Below are 22,662 nucleotides of genomic sequence, written 5' to 3'. Positions count from 1 at the left end.
TATCGACACAGGCCGCGCTGCTGGCGCGATCGGGGGAGAGTCGGCCCGCCTGTGGACAGGATGGGGACAAGTAAATCCCCTTCGGGACGCGAAAAAATGCTAGGCGGAGACAGCTTCGCCGAATCGAACGGATGAGGAACATCTGCGCAGGGCGCGATGTTCGATAAGAGCGGGGCGAGACATGGAATTCAGAACTGGGGACGATGCGGCGATGGGGCTCGATCAGGACACCGAAGAAACGATCGCGCCGACCAAGCAAACCCCCGCGAAGGCGAAGGCTGCGGTAAAGATGGACAAGGCGGACAAGGGCTCTGAAGAGCTCGTCGCGGAAAAGGCGAACGAAGCGCTCGCGGGCGCGATGATGGAAGCGGCAAAGGCTGCTGCCGCGCCGCAGGACGATTCGAAGAAGGTGATGGATCGCCGCTTCGAGATCACGATCGACGAATCGCGCGATGCGAACCTGACCGAATTCGGCAAGGAAACGCTGATCGACCGCTACCTGCTGCCGGGCGAGAAGTTCCAGGACCTCTTCGCGCGCGTCGCGGATGCCTATGCCGACGACCAGGAACACGCGCAGCGGCTCTACGACTATATCTCGAAGCTGTGGTTCATGCCGGCAACCCCGGTGCTGTCTAACGGCGGCACGACGCGCGGCCTGCCGATCTCGTGTTATCTCAATTCGGTTTCCGACAGCCTCGACGGCATCGTCGGCACGTGGAACGAGAACGTTTGGCTCGCGTCCAAGGGCGGCGGCATCGGCACCTACTGGGGTAACGTGCGCGGCATCGGCGAGCCGGTCGGCCTCAACGGCAAGACCAGCGGCATCATTCCCTTCGTGCGCGTGATGGATTCGCTGACGCTGGCAATCAGCCAGGGTTCGCTGCGCCGCGGTTCGGCCGCCTGCTACCTCGACGTGTCGCACCCGGAAATCGAGGAGTTCCTCGAGATCCGCAAGCCGAGCGGCGACTTCAACCGCAAGGCGCTCAACCTGCACCACGGCGTGCTGCTGACCGACGAGTTCATGGAAGCGGTGCGCGCGGGCGAGCGCTTCGAACTCAAGTCGCCCAAGGACGGCACGGTTCGCGGCGATGTCGATGCGCGCAGCCTGTTCCAGAAGCTGGTCGAAACCCGCCTCGCAACGGGCGAGCCCTACATCGTGTTCTCCGACACGGTGAACCGCATGATGCCCAAGCATCACCGCGAACTGGGCCTCAAGGTCTCGACCTCGAACCTGTGTTCGGAAATCACCCTGCCGACCGGCATCGACCATCTCGGCAACGACCGTACGGCAGTGTGCTGCCTCAGCTCGCTCAACCTCGAAAAGTGGGACGAGTGGAGCACCGAGAAGGCCTTCATCGAAGACGTCATGCGCTTCCTCGACAACGTGCTGCAGGACTACATCGACCGCGCGCCGGACGAGATGGCCCGCGCCAAGTATTCCGCAGAGCGCGAGCGCAGCGTCGGCCTCGGCGTGATGGGCTTCCACTCCTTCCTGCAGTCGAAGAACATCCCCATGGAAAGCGCCATGGCCAAGGTGTGGAACCTGAAGATGTTCAAGCACATTCAGGGCAAGGCATCGGAAGCTTCCATGCTGCTCGCGCAGGAACGCGGCGCGTGCCCGGACGCGGAAGAAATGGGCGCGATGGAGCGCTTCAGCTGCAAGATGGCGATCGCGCCGACCGCGTCGATCTCGATCATCTGCGGCGGCACCAGCGCCTGCATCGAGCCGATCCCGGCGAACATCTACACCCACAAGACGCTCTCGGGCAGCTTCGTGGTGAAGAACCCCTATCTCGAGAAGCTCCTGCGCGAGAAGTCGAAGGATTCGACCAATGTGTGGAACTCGATCCTCGAGAAGGGCGGCAGCGTCCAGCACCTCGACTTCCTGAGCGACGAGGAAAAGGCGACCTTCAAGACCAGCTTCGAAATCGACCAGCGCTACCTGCTCGAATTCGCGGCCGACCGCGCGCCCTATATCGACCAGGCGCAGTCGCTGAACCTGTTCATCCCGGCCGACGTCGACAAGTGGGACCTCATGATGCTGCACTTCCAGGCGTGGGAGAAGGGCATCAAGTCGCTCTATTACCTGCGCTCCAAGTCGGTCCAGCGCGCCGGTTTCGCCGGCGGCGTGGAGGCGGACAACACCTCCGAAGCGACCAAGTTCGAACTCAACGCAGGCGAACAGACCGACTACGAGGAGTGCCTGAGCTGCCAGTAGGAGGTGTCCTTGAGCAACGCTCCGGAGCTTGCTGTTAAACCATCGGATGCCATGGCGACGCTGACGACCTTAAAACTGGGGTCGCTGGCGCTAGCCTCTCTCTATCTTGCAGGCATCGCGGCGACATTCGCAGCTTTGGTTCAACTCACTGCCTCCGACACCCGTACGATGGTCGTTTCGCTTTCCGCGCTCTTCATGGTCGCATGTTGGGGTGGCTTTACGCAGAACCTCAAACATCAGTTCGCGGCATATTCTTTTCTCAAGGCACATTGTGGGCGTGAAGTCGAAGAAGAGTTCGTCGAGGCAATGCGTCCTCCGTCCATCATGAGTGTGCAGATTGGCTATATCGGTCTCTCCATCGCCGTAATCCTTGCGGGTCTGTTTTTGACATGAGGATGTTGCTGGCTATCGGCCTGGCGCTCTTACTTAGCGCATGCGCCTCGCAGATCGACGCGGGCGTGGCGAAGGAGGCGGGTTCGCCCGGCTTCTGGCTCGGGCTGTGGCACGGATTCATCTTCCCGTTTTCCTTTATCGGCTCGCTCTTCGATCCCGACATCGCGGTCTATGCCGTTCCCAATCGCGGCGGCTGGTACGACTTCGGCTTCTTCCTCGGCATCACCGTGCTGGGCGGAGGTAGCTGGTTCTCCTCGAAGAAAAACTCCTGATTCCAGCCTGTTGAGAGCGCTTCGCTCGCGCGTCCCATAAGCCTGGCAGCCATATCCATGCCATTGTGCATGAGGCTCGCTGCGCCCCAGTCTCTATCCATCGCAAGCGTGATGAAACGCGGCGAGGGGAGATTTCGATGTTGTTCAATATGGGCGCCATGCTGCTGAGCGCCGGGCTCGGGGTGGTCGCATTCGCTGTCGGCCGGCGTGACGATTATACCAGGCGCACCGCGCTCACCGCTGGGCCGCTCCTTTCGCTTTTCGGCTGTGTCCTTGCCCTGCTGGCGCTGGCCCGGGCGGCATAGCCGAACCCTGCGGGCGGGCGGGTCCCAGCGACTCGTCTCCCCATGACGACCCGCCTGCCTGCAGGAACCCTTGGGCTTGTAACCGGCAACAGAAAGCCCGGCCCTCCGCGTGGGAGAGCCGGGCATTTCCGGCGCGCCGTATCGCGCGTCTTGTGTCTTGTGGTTAGGCGTCCATCGTCGCCTTGGTGCCGAGGCCTTCCGGAACATGCGCATCCGACTTGAGGTAGATGCGGTTGTCGTCGATCCGGTCGACATCGTTCATCGAGAGGAAGTGGTGCATGTCATCGGCGCTGTCCGACTTGGTCAGCTTGATGTTGTCGTCCTGCACGGCATCGACCGTACCGACGTGCTCGCCTTCCGAATTTGCGACTTCCATGTGTTCCTTGATGCGAAGCTTCTCGAACATAAAATTCCCTTGTGTTTGAATTGGTTACACTAGGATAACGGGCGGAAGGGCGCTTCCGTTCCTCGCTTCGTCGACGCCCATGCACGGCTCGCTGGTTGTGGTGTCCGACAGGTCCCGGACTGCCAGTTCCATGGCATTCCAGCGGGCCTCCGCGCCTGCTCCAACAGGGGCAAGCGGAAGGGGAGTTTCGATATGCTGACGTACGGTGGACTGGCGCTGCTGCTTGCAGGGATCCTGATGATGGTCATCCCGCACAAGCTCATCAAGGACCCGGAAAAAGCGGCCCGCGCGAAGAAGAATGCGCCGATCATGGCGCTGGTCGGCGCAGGCGCACTGGCCCTCGCCTTCGTCCTCGGCGGGATGCTGGCCTGAACCACCCCGATAGGCTGGCATCCCGCCCTCAAGCAGCGAAGCGATAGGGCGGACAAAAACGCCCTCAAGTAGCGAAGCGGTAGGGCGCAAAAAACGCCCCGCCTCCACTGGGGAGACGGGGCGCGGGGGTGCGGGCCGGGCCCGCCAAGGGGAGGAAACGGGCAAGCCCGAACTACCCCTCTTTTCGTAAGCTGGTGATCAGGCCGACTGGACCGTCGGGTTGGCGTCGGCATAGGCGCGCACGTCCGGGCGGTCGGAGGTTTCTCCGACGATCACCTGGTCGGCTGCAGCCTGCCGGTTGCCGAGGTTCTCGGTCGCGAGGTCCTGCTCCATCGTGCCGTCGGCAGTGCGGCTGTTGCCGTAGCTCACCTGCGCGCCATCGGAGCTCTCGTCGTCGCGCATCGCCTCGATCTCGGGGCCGGTGCGGTCGGGTTCGATCGAACCTTCGCCGGCCTTCAGGGTGACGTCGCGCTGGTCGTTCGGGGCATATTCGCCTTCGTAGCGGCTCATGGGGGTACTCCTTCGTATTTCCTTTCCCCATCAACGCGCGACGTGCGCAGACCGTTCCGCGCCTCCCTTCTCGGGGCACATCCGCGAGTCGCGCCGGCGCAAGCATTTTTTGTCCCGAATTATCCCCGCCGAATCCTTTTCCCTTGCCTTCGAATCGGCCTTCTGATTCCCTATATGGAAAGCTGAACCAGACCCACGGAGACACAACATGTCGTTGCTCGAAGCCCGCAAGACCTACAAACCCTTCGAATACCCGTGGGCTTACGACTTCTGGAAACGCCAGCAGCAGATTCACTGGATGCCGGAGGAAGTTCCGCTCGGCGAGGATTGCCGCGACTGGGCGCAGAACCTGACCGATCACGAGCGCAATTTGCTCACCCAGATCTTCCGCTTCTTCACCCAGGCCGATGTCGAGGTGCAGGACTGCTACCACGAGAAATACGGCCGCGTGTTCAAGCCGACCGAGGTCAAGATGATGCTCGCCGCCTTCTCCAACATGGAGACGGTGCACATCGCCGCCTATTCGCACCTGCTCGACACGATCGGCATGCCGGAAAGCGAATACGGCATGTTCCTCGAATACGAGGAGATGAAGGCCAAGCACGACTACCTGCAGGAATTCGGCGTCGACAACGACGAGGATATCGCCCGCACGCTGGCGATGTTCGGCGGCTTCACCGAAGGGCTCCAGCTCTTCGCCAGCTTCGCCATGCTGATGAACTTCCCGCGCTTCAACAAGATGAAGGGCATGGGCCAGATCGTCAGCTGGTCGGTCCGCGACGAGAGCCTCCACTGCGAAGGCATCACCCGCCTGTTCCACGCCTTCACCAAGGAACGCGACTGCCTGTCCAAGGCGGTCAAGGAAGACATCATCGACTGCTGCCAGAAGACCGTGCGGCTCGAGGATGCCTTCATCGACCTCGCGTTCGAGGACGGCCCGGTCCCGGGCATGACGGCGAAGGAAATCAAGAAGTACATCCGCTACATCGCGGACTGGCGCCTGTCGCAGCTCGGCCTGCCGGCGATCTACATGGTCGACGACCACCCGCTGCCTTGGCTCGCCCCGCTGCTCAACGGTGTCGAGCACGCCAACTTCTTCGAAACCCGCGCGACCGAATATTCCAAGGGCGCGACCAAGGGCAACTGGCAGGACGTCTGGTCGAGCTTCGACAAGCGCCAGAAAGCCAAGGCCGCAAACGAGGAAGAAGCCCTCGACGACGGCCCCGACATGTTCGGCGAGGGTGTCGCGGCGGAGTAAAAACACACACAAATACTTGGATTTTCTTCGTGGCCTTGATAGCGCAAGGTCATGAGCGAATTCGATACAAATAAATTTGCAGCTGAGGTTGTTGTTCAAGCAACCGAGCGTGCTGCAGCTCAAGTCGTAGACAATAAGCTTGTCGATGCAATTAGGCGTCTGTACCACACGCTTGCTGACGCCTATTCCCCCTTTCTAGAAAAAACTTATCGAAGAGTTTCAACCATTCGGACGTTTTTGCGTCCAACCGAGTCAATTGATCTTCTGCAAGCGTATATTCCGGTTAAGTTGACTGACCGCGAGCAGGACTATTCCGTCGAAGATCTACTCGATCGGATAGCGCGTGGCGATTCGTTCGTGGTGTCGGCTCTCGCCGGGCGCGGCAAAAGCGTCCTTATGCGATACTTGGCGCTTTCGATGTATCATGCCCCACGGGGTAAAATACCACTCTTTTTGGAACTGCGATCAATTAATTCGCTCACCTCGAAAGAGATTCTTCCATTTCTCCATTCACAGTATCGGGGCGACAGCGGTGTCAGCTACGCCGATTTCCTCCGCGCCTTAGAAAAGGGCTATTTTTGTCTCATCTTGGACGGGTTCGATGAAGTGTCGCCCCCTGACAGAGATCATATCGAGGCGCAGATACTGAGTATACTCGACGACTTTGAGGCGTGTCCTCTTGTTGTCTCGGGGCGCTCCGATGATCGTTTCCACTCTTGGGAGCACGCTCATGTGCTGCATCTGAAGCCTATGAGCTACGATCAAACTCGCGCGCTAATTGAAACGGCAAAGTATGATGAAGATGTGAAACGAGTGTTTCTACGAAGATTGACGCCAGAGTTTTTCGAAAAGCATGAGAGTTTTCTCGATACACCTCTACTGGCGATCATGCTCATGCTGACTTTCGAGGAGTACGCTGAAATTCCTCATAGCTTGCATGAATTCTATCGCAACGCATTCGATACTTTGGTCCGCCGTCATGATGCGATGAAAAGCCAATTCTTGCGTGAAACGCATTCCGGCTGCACCGCAGAAGAGTTTAAGAGAATATTCTCAAGTTTCTGTGTCTTCACTTACTCCAAATCAGCTTATGCATTTCATAGAGATGAGGCAATTGAGTATCTGAAAAGAGCAATAAAGCAGCAGGATCTAGAGGTAGATGCGACCAAAATACTTGACGATCTTATTGAGTCTGTTTGCCTCCTTCAAGAAGAAGGATTTGAAATTTCCTTTGTACACAGGTCGTTTCAAGAATATTTTTGCGCGCTATTCATCTCTAATGCACCAAGTGGATTTGTGGAGAAATATTTAGAAGAAGCGAGCCTGCGAATTCATGATGACGTTCTTCCGATGCTTTACGGAATGAATCCCGAGAGAGTTGAAGAAGAGTGGGCTTATGATTTTGTCGAAGACATAATTAAAAAGTATCCAACTAATCTTCGGGGCAGGAATGAGAAATTTCTTAGAGCATGTTATCCTAGGTGGTCTGCGGATGTTTTGTCGAAGTCTGTCATTGTTGTGATAAGAAGTGAGACGAAGCTTAGCCGATGTTTGGCGATACTAAGGCGGTTCTATCCGAAGATGTTTGAGTCACCTAAAGGACGACTTCTTCCGGAAGTAGAAGAATGGCAAGCGGCGGTGGTTAGCGCGCTTAAGAATATGGAAAGTGATGGGATTGCCGGGCTTGAGGGATTTTCAAGCCATATTGATGATTCCGATAGTCGTCCCAATGAAGGGAAGGTGTTCAATTTCGAGCTGCCGGAGGAGTGCGGAGAGTTCTTTGACGCTCTTTATGTCGGAGATCACACGGGAGTTTTGAGGAGCATCAATAGAATTCGCATCGCGCAACGGAAGCGTCGTGAAAAAGGCCAAGAATTTTTAACTTCTCTATTTGACTAATTTTTTCGCTTGATTTTGACCCTACGGTTGGTTGGCGATGAAGCGTTGTGTTGGGATCAAGGACTAACGTGTGACCCATTCAAACCCCACCCAACAACCACCGCGAGTACCAGTGGTGCGGCCGCTCCATGAAGCGCCAGCCGGAGCTCTCGAGCCCCCCGACCCATGAGCCGAACAGCAGGCGGGTGTTGCCTTCCAGCGGTTTGACCGCGAGCCAGCTTGCCGTGCCGGTGCCTTTCGAGTGCAGCAGTATTTCAGTGCTTGAGCGCTCCACCACTTCCCATACCGCGAAGCTGCCTGCCTCCCCACGGGCGAGGGCGCGGGCGTCGGAGCGGGAGGCTCGGCCCGCGATCAGGCGCAGCGCCAGGCGTTCGGGCAGGAAGGCCGGGCTGCAGTAGAAGCGCTCGATATAGTCGGCGAGCGAGACCTCGCCCGGCACCTCTAGCGCGAAGCAGTCGCGGTAGTCGCCGGGCGCGCCGAAGCCTTGGAGCAGGCTGCCTTCGGGCACTTCGCAGGATGTCGCCTTGGCCACGGGGGACGAGCCTAAGCGATCGCTCGCCCGCTGGGTAGGGCGCTCGCGCGCCTCGACGCGCCACTTGCCCCGCCGCCGCCTTCATGCAACGCTCCTCTCCAACGGGCGCACCGGAAATCTCTGGGAGGGGACTTTGCATGGGTGAAGCAGTGCGCGCGCGGCCGCGGTCGGTCGAGGAACACGGGGCCATGATGGCGCAGCTCGCGCCCTCGGCGGAGGAGATCGCGGGGTTCAAGCCGCTCGACCCGCGCCCGAGCGATGTCGTCATCACCCCCTTCGGCAAATGCGGCACCACCATGCTGCAGCAGATGTTCCACCAGATCCGCACCAGCGCCGATGGCGGCGACATGGATTTCGACGACATCAGCCGCGTCACCCCGTGGATCGAGATGGGCATCCTGCTGCCCGAAACCGACATCAATGCAGAGCAGGTCGCCAACCCCCGCGGCTTCAAGAGCCACTTGCATTACGAAGGCCTGCCGCCGGGCATGCGCTACCTCGTGTCGCTGCGCGATCCGAAGGAGGCCTATATGTCGATGTACCACTTCTTCGAAGGCTGGCTGTTCGAACCCGGCACGATCCAGCCGGAGGAATTCATGCCAGTCTGGTCGCGCGGCGGCCCGAGCGGGGTCGACTATTTCAAGCACCTGCTGAGCTGGTGGGCGCGGCGCGATGAGGCCGATACGCTGGTGCTCGATTATCGCTGGATCATCGCCAACAAGCGCAGCGCGATCGCCCGCGTGGCCGAGCTGATGGGGATCGCCATCGCCCGCGATGCGACCGACATGGTCGAGGCGCGCACCAGCCGCGAATACATGCTCGCGCACAAGGACCGCTTCGACGATCTGTTGATGCGCACGATGATTCACCGCCGCCTCGGCCTGCCGCTCGACAGCGACAGCTCCAAGGTGCGCGGCGAGAACGAGCGGCGCCTGCCGCTGCCCGCTTCCATCGGGGAGCAAATCGACGCGATGTGGGCCGAGCGTGTCGCGCCGGTCACCGGCCACGCCACTTACGCGGAGCTTGCCGCGACGCTCGCCTAGCGGCCCGCCGGACCCCTGCTGATAACGACCAGCCAGGGCATCAGCGCAAAACCGACCTGGCCGAGCAGGCCGTAGAGCGCGGGCGGCCGCGCGAGGCTCGCCAGCCATGCAAGCGCGCCTTCGCCCGTCGCCGCCGCCAGCGCGATCTCGGCCACCATCAGCAGGCCGAACGCCGCCATGCCCATCGCCAGCGCGCGCCCGCCCTGCCGGATGCGATAGCGGTGCGTCAGCCAGCGCGCGGCGGCCCAGCTCGCGGCCAGCATGAGCGGTATCTCGACGAGCACGAAACGCGTCTCGCCCAGCGCTTCCGCACCCCACAAGACCCGCAGCGTGCCGAGCGCGAAACCCAGCGCGAAGATCACCGCGAAATAGGCGGTCGCAGCCCAGGGAACGAGATGCTTCTTCGACATGGGACGCAGTCTACCAGAGATGGCTTTCCTACACGAATGCAGCGCGCTAGCCTCGCCGCTCCGGTGATGCGGCGGCCCTGAAAACGCGCGCGCAAGCACCTGCGCGAACAGCGTAACAAGTGTAACATTCCTACATATTTAGCCTCGCGCGCTTTTGCCCTCGCCGGGCGCTGGAATGTCTGTCATCCTCCCCGTTCCACAAGGGAGGGTTGCCCATGTTCAGATATGTTTTCGCCAGCGCCGCAGCGGCGCTGATGCTTGGCGGGTGCGCGACAACCGCCACCACTTCGCAGCAACGCGACGGCGATACCGCCGCGCTCCTCTCGCGCATGCTCGCCGGCGAATCCGAAGTGCAGGGCGCAGCTCTCGAACGCGAGCTGGCCGAGGCCGAGAAGTACCCGCTCGGCAGCGCGGAAAACCCGGTGCGCGCCGAAATGCCTCCCGGCCAGCGCCGCTATCTCGCGACCCTCAGGTGCCAGGACCTCAAGGCGCCGCAGTTCGAGCGGGCAGGCAGCGCCGGCATTTCGCGCTACGGAAACATCATGGACGTCTATATCGTCACCTGCCCCGGCAGCGAGCCGGAACGCAGCGAGATCTATCTCGACATGTACCACCGCGGCCACGTCGAGACGCGCGCGGTCCCGGGCTTCGGAATCATGGCCGGCCGCAGCGGGAATTGACCTCGATCAATGTGGCGGTCTGATCGCTCGGTAAGGGTTTGCGCAGGAACAACGAGTGGAAGGAATGTCCGACAATGTCCCAGCACACGCCGCACGAGCTGCATGACGAATTTCCGCAGCACGCCGACCTGCTGCACAAGCTCAAGGTCGAGGATGCGCATTTCCGCAAGCTCGCCGACGAATATCACGCGGTAAACCGCGACATCCATCGCCATGAGACCGAGGTCGAGCCGGTGAGCGACGATCATGCCGAGCAGCTCAAGAAGCAGCGCCTCTCGCTGGTCGACCAGATTTCCGGAATGCTCGCCAAGGCCAGCGGCTGAGGACTAGTCCTCCGCCACCGCTTCGCCGAGCGCCTGGTCGTTCTCGAACCCCCACGGCGCGGGCGGCGGCATGACCGGTTTGGTCGCATCGAATTCGACGCGGAAGTGCCGGTCTTCCGGCGCGCCCTTCTCGGTCGAGCGGACCAGTTCGTAGGCGAAGATCGCGTCGGGCGTGCCCATCGGATCGACCTGGAAGCCCCAGGTGTTGGTAACCGAAGCGGTCAGCCCCTCGCGTTCGAACAGCGCGATGCTGCCTTCGCTCACTTCGAACGCCTGGTAGTCGGACTGACCCGGCGTGCGCGTGATGCCGCCGTAATAGGTCACCGGATCGCTCGAGCCGTCCTCGTGGCGGTGGTCGTGGTCGAGGCTCAGCGCTGCATTGCCATCGTCGATCACGCGGCTGATGATCCAGGTGCGGGATCGATCCCATTCGCCGTCCTTGGTGCGGACATGGAACGGGATCGAGATGCTCTGGTCCGTGCAGCGGCGGAAATGCGCGATCATCTCCGCCCCTTGGAAATCGGCGTCGGCCGCATCGTTGCTGACGAGCTTGCCCGCATAGGCATTGCCGCAATGCGATTGCAGCGCCGCCCAGAACTCGTCCTGCGCCGCCTCGGGAGGACGTTCGCAGGACGCGAGCAGGGTAGCGGCAGCCAGCGCCGCGCCGATCTTCAGCTTCATCGTATCAGAACAGCCAGGTCTGCGGGTCGGGCATCGGCTCGCGCTTCTGGGCTTTCACCATCGAAAGCACGCTGCGCACCGCCATCCACACCGCAACCGCGATGATCAGGAAGAAGCCGATGAGGATGATCGACAGCACCACGCCGATGACCGTGCCGAGCACGCCGATCCAGAAGGTCCGGATGTGATAGGTGAGGTGCGAGGCTTCCCATGCCTCCGCCCCGTCGCGCCAGACATAGGCGAGGATCACGCCGACCAGCCCGGTGATACCGGTGAAGAAGCTCGCAAGGTAGAGCAGGCTGATGATGGTCGGGTGGTTCATGTCGAACCCGCCATTTGCCGGAGGCGGCGGTGGCGGCGACGGCGAGATATTGTCGGTCATTGTCCAGATCCCCTCTTGTTCCGGTGCGCAAGGATACGCCTTTGCGAACAAAGGACAAGGCGGGCGGCCGCGCTAATCCTCAGTGCACCAGTCGGTCTTGCCGGCGCCGAATTCGCGCGGCCGGGAATAGCCTTTCTCTTCCATCCACTCGGCGAGCCACTGGTCCTCGCCCTCGATGACGCGGCGGACCTTGCGCAGCTCTCGCCCGTATTCGTCGCGCGGCGGACTTGCCCCACCGTCGACGAGGAAGGCTCCGCTGTTGAGCCAGAGTGCAAGCTCGGCCCGTGCCTCGCGGGCGAGGGTCCGTTCCTCTATGCAGTCCCCGTCGATTTCCGGCGTGTCGAAACCGGCGAGGCGGATGCGACGCCTGTCGATCGCGATGGTGTCGCCGTCGATCACGCAGGCTTCGAAACCGCCTTCGCCGCAAATGCCGAAGCCCAGCTGCATCTCCTCCCACTCGCCTTCCGGCTCGGCCGGTGCGCTCGTAAGCCACCAGCCCAGCAGCAGGATTGCGGCGAGCGGGACGAAAGTGCGCGCCCAGCGCCCGACTGCCGCAAGGCGGCGGCGCCTTTGCCAGGCCGCATCGAACTTCGGGCGGTTTACCATTGGCGGGCTCCGGCAAGGCTTGCTGCGAATGGAGCGGTGAGGAAAGTTGGTTTGGTCATTTGCCTGGGGTGCGATCTTGTCGAAGCCGCATGTCAGGTCAATGCCTTAGCGCCCGCCCGACCGGGATCGGACATGCTGCGTTGCACGAATCTTTGCCACGGGCCCCGCAGCCCGTTAGACGCCTGCCTTCCGGACGATGGAGGGCAGGCGTTTTCTCATGGCTGCGACGAGTGACGAAATGATGGGCGAAATGGTCGATCCCGCGCGCAAGGCATCGGTGCTGATCGAGGCGCTGCCCTATTTCCAGCGTTATGCCGGGCGCACCTTCGTGGTGAAATACGGCGGCCATGCGATGGGCGATCCCAAGGCGGCGCGCGAATTCGCAGAGGATATCGTGTTGCTGAAGGCGGTCGGCATCAACCCGGTCGTGGTCCATGGCGGAGGCCCGCAGATCGGCGCGATGCTCAAGAAGCTGGGCGTCGAGAGCACCTTCGTCGACGGCCTGCGCGTCACCGACAAGGCAACCGCCGAAGTGGCCGAGATGGTCCTGTCAGGGGCGATCAACAAGGAACTGGTCGGCTGGATCGCCAATGCAGGCGGCAAGGCGATCGGCATTTCGGGCAAGGACGGCGGGCTCGTCACAGCGAGCAAGGTCGAACGCACGGTCAAGGACCCGGAAAGCAATATCGAGCAGGCGATCGACCTCGGCTTCGTGGGCGAGCCGAGCCGGGTCGACACTACCATCATCGACACCGCCGTGTCCGCCGGGATGATCCCGATCATCGCACCCATCGGCGCAGGCGAGGACGGTCACACCTACAACATCAATGCCGATACCATGGCCGGCGCGATCGCCGGTGCGCTGGGCGCTGCGCGGCTGTTCCTGCTGACCGATGTAGCGGGCGTGCTCGACAAGGAGGGCGAACTGCTGACCGAGCTGACCCCGGCGGACATCGGCGAACTGCGGGAAAACGGCACGATCAGCGGCGGCATGATCCCGAAGCTCGAAACCTGTGTCGAAGCGGTCGAAAGCGGCTGCGATGCGGCAGTCGTGCTCGACGGGCGCGTGCCGCATGCGATGCTGCTCGAATTCTTCACCGAACGCGGGGCAGGAACGCTCGTCCGCGCCGGTTGACAGCTGGCCGAAGGCGTATTGCCCTTGCGACACACCTTCCCCATATAGCCAGCAACCCTGCTGCTAGAGGACGCACATGGACGCAATTGTCGGTATCCTGATCATGCTCGCGAACACGCTGAGCATGATCGTCATCATCTGGTTCATCATCGGGCTGCTGTTCGCTTTCAACGTGATCGGCCGCGACAACGCCTTCTTCTACCAGGTCGAACGCTCGATCGCCGCGCTGCTCGAGCCGCTGCTGCGTCCGATCCGCCGCGTCATGCCCGATACGGGCGCAATCGACTTTTCTCCCATGGTGCTGATCCTGCTGATCAACGCCGTCATCATCGTCCTGACGAGGCTCTGACCGCATGAGTGCCACCCGCATCGACGGCAAGGCATTTGCCGCCCGCCTGCGCGAACGCGTCGGCGAAATGGCCGCGACGTTCGAACAGAAGGCTGGTCGCAAGGCTGGCCTCGCAGTGGTGCTGGTGGGAGAGGACCCGGCGAGCCAGGTCTATGTCGGCTCCAAGGGCAAGGCGACCGTTGCCGCCAACATGGAAAGCTTCGAGCATCGCCTGCCGGCCGACACGTCGGAAGCGGACCTCCTCGCGCTGGTCGATAAGCTCAACAATGACGATGCGGTGGACGGCATCCTCGTGCAGCTGCCCCTGCCGGACCATCTCGACGAGCAGGCGATCATCTCCGCGATCAGCCCGGACAAGGACGTCGACGGGTTCCACGTCATCAACGCGGGTCGCCTCTCGGTCGGACAGAGCGGCTTCGTTCCGTGCACCCCGCTCGGCTGCATGATGCTGCTGGCGGACCGTCTGGGCGACCTCTCGGGTCTCGAGGCGGTCGTGATCGGCCGCTCCAACATCGTCGGCAAGCCGATGGCGCAGCTGCTGCTCGATGCCAATGCGACCGTCACCATCGCGCACAGCCGCACGAAGGATTTGCCCGCCGTGGTCAAGCGCGCGGACATCGTCGTCGCTGCCGTAGGCCGGCCCGAAATGGTCAAGGCCGACTGGCTAAAGGACGGCGCGACCGTGATCGATGTCGGCATCAACCGCCTCCCGCCCGAACCGGGCAAGGAGAAGGGCAGGCTGGTCGGCGATGTCGCCTTCGACGAAGCGAGCGACGTTGCCGCGGCCATTACCCCCGTGCCGGGCGGTGTCGGTCCGATGACCATCGCGGTCCTGCTGCGCAACACGCTGGTCGCGGCGCATCGCAATGCCGGCCTCGAGGTTCCAGACGGGCTCTAAGGGCTTCGACAAGGACCGGCAGGGCGGCTAGATGCATCCGATGCACAAGCTCCTTGCCGTATCGCTTCTCGCCGTCACCATCACCGCCTGCGCCGCACCGCGCCAGCCGCGCATTCCCGAACGCATCATCGAGCGCGCGCTGGCCAATGCACCGGGCGAAGCGCAGCCGGGCAAGATCGTCGCGACCGAAACCGCCTTCGCCCGCGCCGCGCGCGAAGAGGGGCAGTGGACCGCTTTCACCCAGTTTTCCGCCCCCGATGCCGTGCTGCACGGACGCAATGGCCCGATCCAGGCACGCCCGTGGCTCGCATCGCTCGACGATCCGGCCAAGGCCGTCGACTGGGCGCCCCGCTCGGTCTGGATGAGCTGCGACGGCAAGATCGCCGTGAGCCAGGGCCGCTTCCGCGATCCGGAAGGGCTGGTCGGCACTTTCATCACCGTGTGGGAACGGCAGGACGATCTCTCCTACCGCTGGGTTTACGACATCGGCTCGCCCGACGATCCGCAGCCCGAGAAGAAACCGCAGGACGAGGCCGAGGACGATGCGATCCTCGTCCAGGCCGGTGAAGTGATCCAGGGCTATGTCGCCGATTGCCTCGCGCCGGGCGAGGCTCTTCCCGCAGCGCCGATGGACCTCGTGCCCAACAACACCGAGCATGCCAAAGCGCAGTCGCCCGACGGTACGCTGCGCTGGCGCTGGGAGCATGGCGACGATGGCAGCCGCCGCGTCGTCGCGAGCTATTTCAGCGAAGGCGAGTGGCGAACTTTCCTCGACCGGCCGATGCCGGTTGGCGGCGGCGAATAATCTGCTAGCGGGACTTCATGGTCGAACTTTTCATCTCCGCCTTCATCACGCTGTTCGTCGTGATCGACCCGCCGGGCTGCGCGCCGATCTATGCCGGGCTGACCAAGGGCGCGAGCAATGCGCAGGCGCGCAACATGGCAATCCGCGCGTCTGTCATAGCGCTCACCATCCTCTTGTTCTTCGCCTTCGCGGGCGAGGAACTACTGGGCGCGCTCCATATCGAGCTCGATAGCTTCCGCATCGCGGGCGGCTTGATGCTGTTCTGGATCGCCTTCGAAATGGTGTTCGAGAAGCGCACCCAGCGGCGCGAGGAGCGCGCGGAGAAGATCGCCTCGACCCCAGAGGTTGAGGATGTGTCGGTCTTCCCCATGGCGATGCCGATGCTTGCCGGACCCGGCGCGATCGCGGCGATCATGCTGCTGATGAACGAGGCGGACACGGTCGAACTGACGCTCGCCGTGCTTGGTGCTCTCGTTGCGGTCATGCTGATCACCATGGTCTCGCTGGTCGCAGCCGGTCCGCTGATCCGCCTGCTCGGCGACCGTGTGGAAGCGGTGATTACCCGCCTGCTCGGCGTGCTGCTGGCAGCCCTCGCCGCGCAATATGTGATCGACGGCCTCAAAGGCAGCTTTGGGATATAGGGTTTCGAACCCGCCTCCGCGGGTTCGTCCTCGCTAGATGTGCAGCAAGCTGCACCCGCTGCGGGCGGGCGGTCGCCCTTGCGGTCGGCGGGTCGCCGACCGAACCTCCGCCATATTGCGAATTTGTTCCTGGTCACGGCAGTCAAAGGCCAAGCGGCCGCCCGCAGGGGCCCGTAGCAAAGCGAAGGAACAGCCCCGAGGACGAACCGGCGGATGCCGGTTCGCAATTACTGCAAAGTGATAATCTCGTCGCCGTCGTCGCGGTGGGTGAAGAACTGCATCAGCTGGATGAGCAGCTCGCACCGCTCGCGCAGGTTCGGCGCTTCGAGCAGGGCCTGCTTCGCCGCCGGGTCGAACGGCGCGATCTGCGATACGCCGTCGATCAGGCTGACGTCGTCCAGACGCTGCACCGAATCCCAATCCACGCTGTAACCCTGCACATCGGCAAAGCGGCGCGCTTCCTGTTCGAAGCCGGCACGCTCGACGCTCGAAAGCACCTCGTCCTCCGGTTCGGCGATCAGCTCGGCTTCGACCTGGCGATAGGCCGTCTTCACGTCGAGTTCGCGCAGGATGCGGAAGCGGCTCTCGCCTTCGAGCACGAGGTTGTAGCGCCCGTCGTCGAGCGCCTCGACATTGCTGATCTTGCCGACGCAGCCGATCGAGAAGAGCGGGGCTCCCTCGGTCGGGCGCTGCGGCTGGATCATGCCGATGCGGCGATCCTTGACCAGCGCGTCGCTCACCATCGCCCGGTACCGCGGCTCGAAGATGTGCAGCGGCAGGTGCAATCCCGGAAAGAGGATCGCGTCGGTCAGGGGAAAGATGGCGAAGCGCTCGGCCATGATTACCCGAAGAGGATTCGCGAGAGGCGGCGGCGCGTCGTGACGACCCATTCGTCTTCGAGCCCGACGGCTTCGAAAATCTGCAGCAGCTTGGTGCGCGCGGCACCCTCGTTCCATTCGCGGTCGGCGGCGATCATGCGCAGCAGCGTGTCGGCGGCCTCGTCGCGCTGGCCGGCGGCATAGGCGGCTTCGGCATAGGCGAGGCCTGCGTCCATGTCGGAGTGGTCGGCTTCGGCTTTCTCGCGCAGCGCGGCAAGCTCGCCGTCGTCGACCTGCGTTCCGGCAAGTTCGATCGCGCTGCGGGCCTGTTCGAGGTGCGGGTCGGAGGCGAGGGCGGGATCAGCCTCGGCGGCGGCAAGCGCCTGCCTGGCTTCCTCGACATGGCCTGCGCCGACGAGCGCGCGAACGAGGCCCGCATGGGCGGCGGCGTTATCGGGCGCCATGCCGATGACCTGCGAATAGATACCGGCAGCGCGCTCGTTGTCGCCTTCCGACAGGACCTGGTCGGCCATTTCGACGAATTGCGACACGTCCTGCTTCGGCTCGGCCCCTGCACCGCCAGCGCCCGGCTGGATCGGCAGCTGGCCGAGGATCTGGTCGAGCATCTGCTTCAATTGCGATTCGGTCCGCGCGCTGGTCAGGTCGGCAACCGGCTGGCCCTGGAACATCGCATAGACGGTCGGGATCGACTGGACCTGGAACTGGCTCGCGATGAACTGTTCCTCGTCGACATTGACCTTGACCAGCACGACGCCCTTGTCGGCATAGTCGGCGGCGACCTTCTCGAGCACCGGGGTGAGGGCCTTGCACGGCCCGCACCACTCGGCCCAGAAGTCGAGCACGACGAGCTGCGTCATCGACGGTTCGACGACATCCTTCTTGAAGCGGTCGACGGCTTTCTGCTCGTCGAGGTTCAGTCCCATACTGGCCAAAACTTGATACCCCTGGATCGAATTGGTGTGAATCAGTCGCGCCCAATGTGGGCCTTTCGCGGGTAATGTGAAGGGGGCGCGCAATAAGTGATTTTTCCGCTTGCGGGGCTGCAAAACCGTTGCTAGTTGGCCGCCTCCCCACCGGGACGAACACGATTCTTCCGGTAGAGCGCCAGTGAGCGGGCGTAGCTCAGGGGTAGAGCACAACCTTGCCAAGGTTGGGGTCGGGCGTTCGAATCGCCTCGCCCGCTCCATTTTCCCAAATCGACGATCGAGAACGGTGCCATCCGGCGCCGGTTTTCTTGCGTCTGATCAAAGTCGATAGGCAGCACCTATCGAAAGACGCATATCATTCCGTTGAAACTTTCAAACCCGGGTGCGGTTAAAGGCGGCATCCACTCAGAAGATTCGAGGAATGCATGAAACGTCTTACCCAATTCTCGCTTGCCGGAGCCTGCGCGCTCGCCGTTGCCGGAACCGCGATGGCCGCCGACTGGTCGTATGAAGGTGCGACCGGCCCGGACAACTGGGGCTCCCTCTCGCCCGACTATGAACTGTGCGGCAAGGGGCTGATGCAGTCGCCGATCGACCTTGCCGAGGCCAATGCGCGCGGCGATGTGTCGGTCTTCACCGCCTACGCGCCGGGGCCGCTGACCATCCTCAACAACGGTCACACCGTGCAGGCGAATTTCGCCGCCGGTTCCAAGCTGACCAGCGGCACGATGCAGTTCGACCTGATCCAGGTCCACTTCCACACCCCGTCGGAAGAAGTGATGCATGGCGAGCAGTACCCGATGGTCGCACATTTCGTTCACGCCGACAGCGACGGCAATCTCGCGGTTCTCGGCGTCTTGTTCGAAGAAGGCGCGGCGAACGGCGAGCTGCAGAAGCTGGTCGATGCCGCCCCTGCCACCAAGACCGCTCCGCGGACCGTCGGCGGCGTGACGATCGATCCCAACGGCATGCTGCCCGACGATCTCGACGTCTACCGCTTCCAGGGCTCGCTCACGACTCCGCCGTGCAGCGAAGGCGTGAACTGGCATGTCGCCAAGGACACCGTCGAAGCGAGTGCCGAGCAGCTCGACGCGATGCGCGCGATCATGGGCGACAATGCGCGCCCGGTTCAGCCGCTCAACGGTCGCCTGCTGGTCGCTCCGGCTGGCTGACAGGACAAGGTTCCTCCCCTGTGGCCCGTAGCCTTGTGCTGCGGGCCACTTGGATTTTCGGCCTGCGGGCCATGCCGGGTTCATCCGGCCTCTCTAGGATTGCGCGAGGACATTTACCGCCTTGGGCAAGCCGTTCGTCGATGAATCGCTTGCCATTGGCGCTCGTATCGCTACCTCGCCGCGTAATGTTGTAACATTCAGGATCAGAGATGACCTTTTCCCGCAGTCTTGCCCTGACTTCGATTTCCACGCTCGCTCTCATGGCCGCCGCTCCGGCTGCCGCACAGGAACAGCCGGAAGCGCCGGTCGCGAGCGAAGATGCGCCCGAAGACGATTTCCACTCGCGCCGTGTCGACGAGCGCGGCGAGATCGTCGTCAGTGCAATCGGTGTGACCCAGCTCGACGTTCTTGCCGGAACGAGCGTGGTCGAAGGCGTCGAACTGCAGCGCAGCCTCGACACTCAGATCGGCGAAGTGCTGGTCGATTTGCCCGGCGTCTCCGCGACCAGCTTCTCGCCCGGTGCATCGCGCCCGGTTCTGCGCGGCTTTCAGGGCGAGCGCGTGCGCGTGCTGGTCGATGGGATCGGTGCGATCGACGTGTCGAACACTTCGGTCGACCATGCGACGACTATCGACCCGCTGACCGCCGAGCGCATCGAAGTGCTGCGCGGCCCCGCCGTCCTGCTGTTCGGCAGCCAGGCGATCGGCGGCGCGGTCAACATCATCGACAAGCGCATACCGCAGCGCCCGCTGAACGAGCCGTTCCATCTCGACCTGACCGCTTCGGCCGATACCGCCTACGACCTGCGCGAAGGCGGTGCATCGCTCGACATCCCCTTCGCCGACCGTTTCGTCGTCCATTTCGACGGCAGCTGGCGCGACACCGACGATGTCGAAGTGCCGGGTTTCACCATCTCCGACAGCCTGCGCGCCGAATTGCTCGAAGAAGCCGCCGAGGAAGAAGCCGAAGGCGAATTCGAGGAAGCCGACGAGCTTCGCGAAGCTGCCGGCCAGCGCGGCTTCCTGCCCAATAGCGCAACCCGCACCTGGACTTTCAACACCGGCTTCGCCTTCTTCGAGGGCGACAGCAACCTCGGCGCCTCGATCGGCTGGTACGACACCAATTACGGCGTGCCGGGCCGCCCGGGCGCAGGCCACCATCACGGCGAGGAAGAAGGCGGCGAAGAAGCTGGCGGTGAAGAGGAAGGCGAAGAGCGCGTCTCGATCGACCTCAGGCAGTTCCGCGCCGACATGCGTGGCCGCCTCGCGCTCGGTGACGGGTTTTTCAAGGCGCTCAACACGCGCGTCGGCTATTCCGACTACACCCACACCGAATTCGAAGGCGACGAAGTCGGCACGGTGTTCGACGTGCAGGGCCTCGAGGCCCGCGCGGTGCTCGAGCAGAACGACCGCGGCGGCTGGATCGGCTCGATCGGCACGCAGTACTACTTCCGCGACTTCGATGCTGCAGGGGCGGAAGCCTATGTGCCGAAGAACCGTACCGACCAGTTCGCGGTCTTTGCGCTGCAGGAGTTCCTTTTCGGTCCCGTCCAGCTCGAAGCCGCAGGTCGCTACGAGACGACCGACGTGGAATCGCAGGTAGTCGGCTTCGAGCGGAGCTTCGACACCTTCTCCGGCGCGCTCGGCATTGCGCATGAGACCGACAACGGCCTGCGCTTCGGCCTCAACGGCAGCCGCGCCGAACGTGCACCGAGCGCGGAAGAGCTACTCTCGAACGGCCCGCATATCGCGACGCAGGCATTCGAGATTGGCGACCCCAACCTTTCCACCGAAAGCGCGTGGGGCCTCGAGGCATTCGTGCGCGGCCGTGTTGGCCCGGCGAGCCTCAATTTCGCGATCTACCAGAACTGGTTCGACGACTACATCTACCTCACCGCCACCGGCGCCGAAGAGGACGACCTGCCGGTGTTCCTCTATCGCCAGTCGGATGCCGACTATTTCGGTATCGAGGGGCAGATCTACCTGACGCTGTTCGACAGCAGCGACGTGACGCTCGCGGCGGACCTGCGCGGCGATTACATCAAGGCGGAGCTTGCAGACGGGACGCCGATCCCGCGCATCCCGCCGCTCAGCCTGCTCGGCGCGCTCGAGGCCCAGACCTCGCGCATCGACGGGCGCGTCGAGGTTCAGTGGTTCGACAGCCAGAACAGTGTCGCCCCGTTCGAAACGCCGACCGACAGCTTCGCGCATGTGAATGCGTCGATCGCGTGGAAGCCGATCGTCGGGCAGGACAATGTCACCGTGCTGCTGCAGGCGGACAATATCTTCGATGCCGAAGGTCGCCGCCACGCGAGCTTCACGAAGGATTTCGTCCCGCTCGCCGGGCGCAATTTCAAGCTCAGCGTGCGGGCCAGCTTCTAGCGGCCCGCACCACTTGCCTGCGCGATCACTCGACCGCGAAGCTGATTTCGGCGTGCTCCTCGAGCCGCTCGACCAGTTCCTCGCCGAGGAATGAGCCGGGCGTCCCGATGCCGCCTTCGGCATCGCTTTCGAGCAGGGCCATACCGGTTTCGGCCAGCATCCGGCTGGTCGAGCCGTAGCCCGGATCGTACTTGCCCTTCACGCCGTACTTGATCGTCTCGCCGCCCGGCATTTCGCCGACGAAGAGCACGTCGTAAAAGCCGTTCTCGCGCTCCTCCTCGCTCGGGCCTTCACCCGGCTTGGGCGGCTTCGCACCGAACGGGTTCTTGAGCATTTCAACCACTGCATCGGCGGCAGCCTTGCCCGCTTCGCCCGGGCTGGTGAGCATCATCTCGTCGTATTTGAAATCCTCGCCATAGGGGAAGCCGCGCAGGAAATTGGTGCGGTGGACGTTCTTGGTGTTGATCGTCGCCATGATGAAGGGCGCGGCCCACTTGCCGAGTTCCTTGTCGTATTCCGGCACCAGGCCCATCGGCTGCGAGGGGCCTTCGAAGCCCGGCGTGAGGCCGAAGGGGCTCTGCAAGATGGGGATCAGCTTGGGGTTCTTGGCGACCGACTTCATCGTCGCGGTCAGGCTGGCCGCCGTGCCGCCAGAGAAGGTGCCCTGCATGGCGCGCACACGGCCTTTGACGCGCGGCGCCGGCTTGCCGAACTTCTCCTTCGCATGCTTCTGCAGCATGTAGACGCCGAGGTCGAAGGGAATGGAATCGAACCCGCTGGAGAAGCAGATCCGCGCACCGCTTGCCTTGGCAAGATCGTGGTGGCGGTCGATCATCTCGCGCATCCAGCCCGGCTCGCCGCACAGGTCGGCATAATCGGTCCCGACGCGCGCGCAGGTTTCGACCAGCTCGTCGCCATAGAGCTGGTAGGGGCCGACGGTGGTGAGCACGACCCTGGTGCTTTCGCACATCTTGGTCAGGCTGTCGGGATCGTCCGCATCGGCGACGATCAGCGGCGTGTCAGCCGGGGCACCGATCAGGTCGCGCACGTCCTCGAGCTTGGACTTGTTGCGCCCTGCCATGGCCCATTTGGGCGCGCCTTCCTTGCCCGAATATTCGCGCACGAAATGCTCGGCGACGAGGCGGCCGGTGTAGCCGGTGGCACCGTAGACGACGATGTCGAATTCGCGGTTCTGCTTGCTCATGTGTCTGATCTCCTCTGCGCCG

At 62.8% G+C, this 22,662-nt stretch carries 27 protein-coding genes and 1 tRNA gene; 18 read left to right on the top strand and 10 right to left on the bottom strand.

The features are described from left to right. Positions 1–181: 181 nt before the first annotated feature. The 4 genes from EO245_RS01100 (at position 182) to EO245_RS13325 (ending at position 3,188) form a co-directional block, all read left to right on the top strand. Positions 182–2,218, top strand: coding sequence for a ribonucleoside-diphosphate reductase subunit alpha (locus EO245_RS01100; RefSeq protein WP_128891198.1), 2,037 nt, complete (start codon positions 182–184; stop codon positions 2,216–2,218). 9 nt (positions 2,219–2,227) lie between these two features. Beyond that, positions 2,228–2,611: a hypothetical protein gene (locus EO245_RS01095; protein ID WP_128891197.1), complete on the top strand. Its 384-nt coding sequence runs from the start codon at positions 2,228–2,230 to the stop codon at positions 2,609–2,611. Further along, a complete protein-coding gene (locus EO245_RS01090) occupies positions 2,608–2,883 on the top strand; it encodes a hypothetical protein (protein WP_128891196.1) in 276 nt (91 codons plus the stop codon). Before EO245_RS01095 ends, EO245_RS01090 begins: the two co-directional genes overlap by 4 nt. 137 nt (positions 2,884–3,020) lie before the next feature. After that, positions 3,021–3,188: a hypothetical protein gene (locus EO245_RS13325; RefSeq protein ID WP_164931232.1), complete on the top strand. Its 168-nt coding sequence runs from the start codon at positions 3,021–3,023 to the stop codon at positions 3,186–3,188. 163 nt (positions 3,189–3,351) lie between these two features. Here EO245_RS13325 and EO245_RS01085 read toward each other — a convergent pair whose 3' ends face one another. Further along, positions 3,352–3,594 (bottom strand): DUF2171 domain-containing protein, encoded by a 243-nt coding sequence (locus tag EO245_RS01085; RefSeq protein ID WP_128891195.1) that lies wholly within the window; start codon positions 3,592–3,594, stop codon positions 3,352–3,354. A gap of 192 nt (positions 3,595–3,786) precedes the next feature. Here EO245_RS01085 and EO245_RS01080 point away from each other — a divergent pair, with 192 nt between their 5' ends. Further along, a complete protein-coding gene (locus EO245_RS01080; protein ID WP_128891194.1) occupies positions 3,787–3,966 on the top strand; it encodes a hypothetical protein in 180 nt (59 codons plus the stop codon). A gap of 198 nt (positions 3,967–4,164) precedes the next feature. Here the strand turns inward: EO245_RS01080 and EO245_RS01075 are convergent, their stop codons facing one another. After that, entirely contained in the window at positions 4,165–4,476 is a 312-nt protein-coding gene (locus EO245_RS01075; RefSeq protein ID WP_128891193.1) for a hypothetical protein, read from the bottom strand. Positions 4,477–4,684: 208 nt separating this feature from the next. Between EO245_RS01075 and EO245_RS01070 the strand changes: the two genes are divergently transcribed. Then, the gene (locus EO245_RS01070) at positions 4,685–5,734 is read left to right on the top strand and encodes a ribonucleotide-diphosphate reductase subunit beta (protein WP_128891192.1); all 1,050 of its coding nucleotides are present in this window, start codon (positions 4,685–4,687) and stop codon (positions 5,732–5,734) included. Between the two features lie 51 nt (positions 5,735–5,785). Then, positions 5,786–7,633: an NACHT domain-containing NTPase gene (locus tag EO245_RS01065; RefSeq protein WP_128891191.1), complete on the top strand. Its 1,848-nt coding sequence runs from the start codon at positions 5,786–5,788 to the stop codon at positions 7,631–7,633. A gap of 79 nt (positions 7,634–7,712) precedes the next feature. On the opposite strand, the gene EO245_RS01060 is transcribed toward EO245_RS01065, so the two are convergent. Then, positions 7,713–8,165: a hypothetical protein gene (locus tag EO245_RS01060; RefSeq protein ID WP_128891190.1), complete on the bottom strand. Its 453-nt coding sequence runs from the start codon at positions 8,163–8,165 to the stop codon at positions 7,713–7,715. 137 nt (positions 8,166–8,302) lie between these two features. Between EO245_RS01060 and EO245_RS01055 the strand changes: the two genes are divergently transcribed. After that, entirely contained in the window at positions 8,303–9,208 is a 906-nt protein-coding gene (locus tag EO245_RS01055) for a sulfotransferase domain-containing protein (protein ID WP_128891189.1), read from the top strand. Here the strand turns inward: EO245_RS01055 and EO245_RS01050 are convergent. Then, positions 9,205–9,618 carry a hypothetical protein gene (locus tag EO245_RS01050; protein WP_128891188.1) on the bottom strand — a complete coding sequence of 138 codons (414 nt, stop codon included), beginning with the start codon at positions 9,616–9,618 and terminating at the stop codon, positions 9,205–9,207. The two genes, EO245_RS01055 and EO245_RS01050, sit on opposite strands and share 4 nt — an antisense overlap. A gap of 215 nt (positions 9,619–9,833) precedes the next feature. On the opposite strand from EO245_RS01050, the gene EO245_RS01045 reads away from it, so the two are divergent. Continuing rightward, on the top strand, positions 9,834–10,298 hold the full coding sequence (locus EO245_RS01045) for a hypothetical protein (protein WP_128891187.1): 465 nt from the start codon (positions 9,834–9,836) through the stop codon (positions 10,296–10,298). A 74-nt stretch (positions 10,299–10,372) separates the two neighbouring features. Beyond that, positions 10,373–10,621, top strand: coding sequence for a YdcH family protein (locus tag EO245_RS01040; protein WP_128891186.1), 249 nt, complete (start codon positions 10,373–10,375; stop codon positions 10,619–10,621). Positions 10,622–10,624: 3 nt separating this feature from the next. Here EO245_RS01040 and EO245_RS01035 read toward each other — a convergent pair whose 3' ends face one another. From EO245_RS01035 to EO245_RS01025, 3 genes are all read right to left on the bottom strand, one after another. Next, on the bottom strand, positions 10,625–11,302 hold the full coding sequence (locus EO245_RS01035; RefSeq protein WP_128891185.1) for a hypothetical protein: 678 nt from the start codon (positions 11,300–11,302) through the stop codon (positions 10,625–10,627). Between the two features lie 4 nt (positions 11,303–11,306). Continuing rightward, a complete protein-coding gene (locus tag EO245_RS01030) occupies positions 11,307–11,684 on the bottom strand; it encodes a hypothetical protein (RefSeq protein WP_128891184.1) in 378 nt (125 codons plus the stop codon). A 72-nt stretch (positions 11,685–11,756) separates the two neighbouring features. Further along, the gene (locus EO245_RS01025; protein WP_128891183.1) at positions 11,757–12,290 is read right to left on the bottom strand and encodes a thermonuclease family protein; all 534 of its coding nucleotides are present in this window, start codon (positions 12,288–12,290) and stop codon (positions 11,757–11,759) included. Positions 12,291–12,531: 241 nt separating this feature from the next. Between EO245_RS01025 and argB the strand changes: the two genes are divergently transcribed. The 5 genes from argB to EO245_RS01000 all read left to right on the top strand — a co-directional run bounded on the left by argB (position 12,532) and on the right by EO245_RS01000 (position 16,118). Next, entirely contained in the window at positions 12,532–13,425 is an 894-nt protein-coding gene (gene argB / locus EO245_RS01020) for an acetylglutamate kinase (RefSeq protein ID WP_370246178.1), read from the top strand. 76 nt (positions 13,426–13,501) lie between these two features. Continuing rightward, a complete protein-coding gene (locus EO245_RS01015) occupies positions 13,502–13,774 on the top strand; it encodes a YggT family protein (RefSeq protein WP_128891182.1) in 273 nt (90 codons plus the stop codon). A gap of 4 nt (positions 13,775–13,778) precedes the next feature. Further along, positions 13,779–14,672, top strand: coding sequence for a bifunctional methylenetetrahydrofolate dehydrogenase/methenyltetrahydrofolate cyclohydrolase FolD (gene folD, locus EO245_RS01010; protein ID WP_128891181.1), 894 nt, complete (start codon positions 13,779–13,781; stop codon positions 14,670–14,672). A 40-nt stretch (positions 14,673–14,712) separates the two neighbouring features. After that, positions 14,713–15,477, top strand: coding sequence for a hypothetical protein (locus EO245_RS01005; RefSeq protein ID WP_128891180.1), 765 nt, complete (start codon positions 14,713–14,715; stop codon positions 15,475–15,477). Between the two features lie 17 nt (positions 15,478–15,494). Further along, positions 15,495–16,118 carry a MarC family protein gene (locus EO245_RS01000; RefSeq protein WP_128891179.1) on the top strand — a complete coding sequence of 208 codons (624 nt, stop codon included), beginning with the start codon at positions 15,495–15,497 and terminating at the stop codon, positions 16,116–16,118. Positions 16,119–16,345: 227 nt separating this feature from the next. On the opposite strand, the gene EO245_RS00995 is transcribed toward EO245_RS01000, so the two are convergent. Both EO245_RS00995 and EO245_RS00990 read right to left on the bottom strand, forming a co-directional pair. Then, positions 16,346–16,957 carry an LON peptidase substrate-binding domain-containing protein gene (locus tag EO245_RS00995; protein ID WP_128891178.1) on the bottom strand — a complete coding sequence of 204 codons (612 nt, stop codon included), beginning with the start codon at positions 16,955–16,957 and terminating at the stop codon, positions 16,346–16,348. A 2-nt stretch (positions 16,958–16,959) separates the two neighbouring features. Beyond that, positions 16,960–17,880, bottom strand: a complete 921-nt coding sequence (locus tag EO245_RS00990) for a tetratricopeptide repeat protein (protein WP_128893402.1) — start codon at positions 17,878–17,880, stop codon at positions 16,960–16,962. 188 nt (positions 17,881–18,068) lie between these two features. Here EO245_RS00990 and EO245_RS00985 point away from each other — a divergent pair. From EO245_RS00985 to EO245_RS00975, 3 genes are all read left to right on the top strand, one after another. Next, positions 18,069–18,143: transfer RNA gene (locus EO245_RS00985), tRNA-Gly, on the top strand. Between the two features lie 165 nt (positions 18,144–18,308). Continuing rightward, positions 18,309–19,055: a carbonic anhydrase gene (locus tag EO245_RS00980; RefSeq protein ID WP_128891177.1), complete on the top strand. Its 747-nt coding sequence runs from the start codon at positions 18,309–18,311 to the stop codon at positions 19,053–19,055. A gap of 209 nt (positions 19,056–19,264) precedes the next feature. After that, positions 19,265–21,436 (top strand): TonB-dependent receptor, encoded by a 2,172-nt coding sequence (locus tag EO245_RS00975; RefSeq protein ID WP_128891176.1) that lies wholly within the window; start codon positions 19,265–19,267, stop codon positions 21,434–21,436. 25 nt (positions 21,437–21,461) lie between these two features. On the opposite strand, the gene EO245_RS00970 is transcribed toward EO245_RS00975, so the two are convergent. After that, positions 21,462–22,640 carry a trans-acting enoyl reductase family protein gene (locus EO245_RS00970; RefSeq protein WP_128891175.1) on the bottom strand — a complete coding sequence of 393 codons (1,179 nt, stop codon included), beginning with the start codon at positions 22,638–22,640 and terminating at the stop codon, positions 21,462–21,464. Positions 22,641–22,662 lie beyond the last annotated feature (22 nt).

The organism is Erythrobacter sp. HKB08 (assembly GCF_004114695.1).
Lineage (GTDB): Bacteria > Pseudomonadota > Alphaproteobacteria > Sphingomonadales > Sphingomonadaceae > Parerythrobacter_A.
This window is presented reverse-complemented; position numbering and strand designations above follow the sequence as displayed.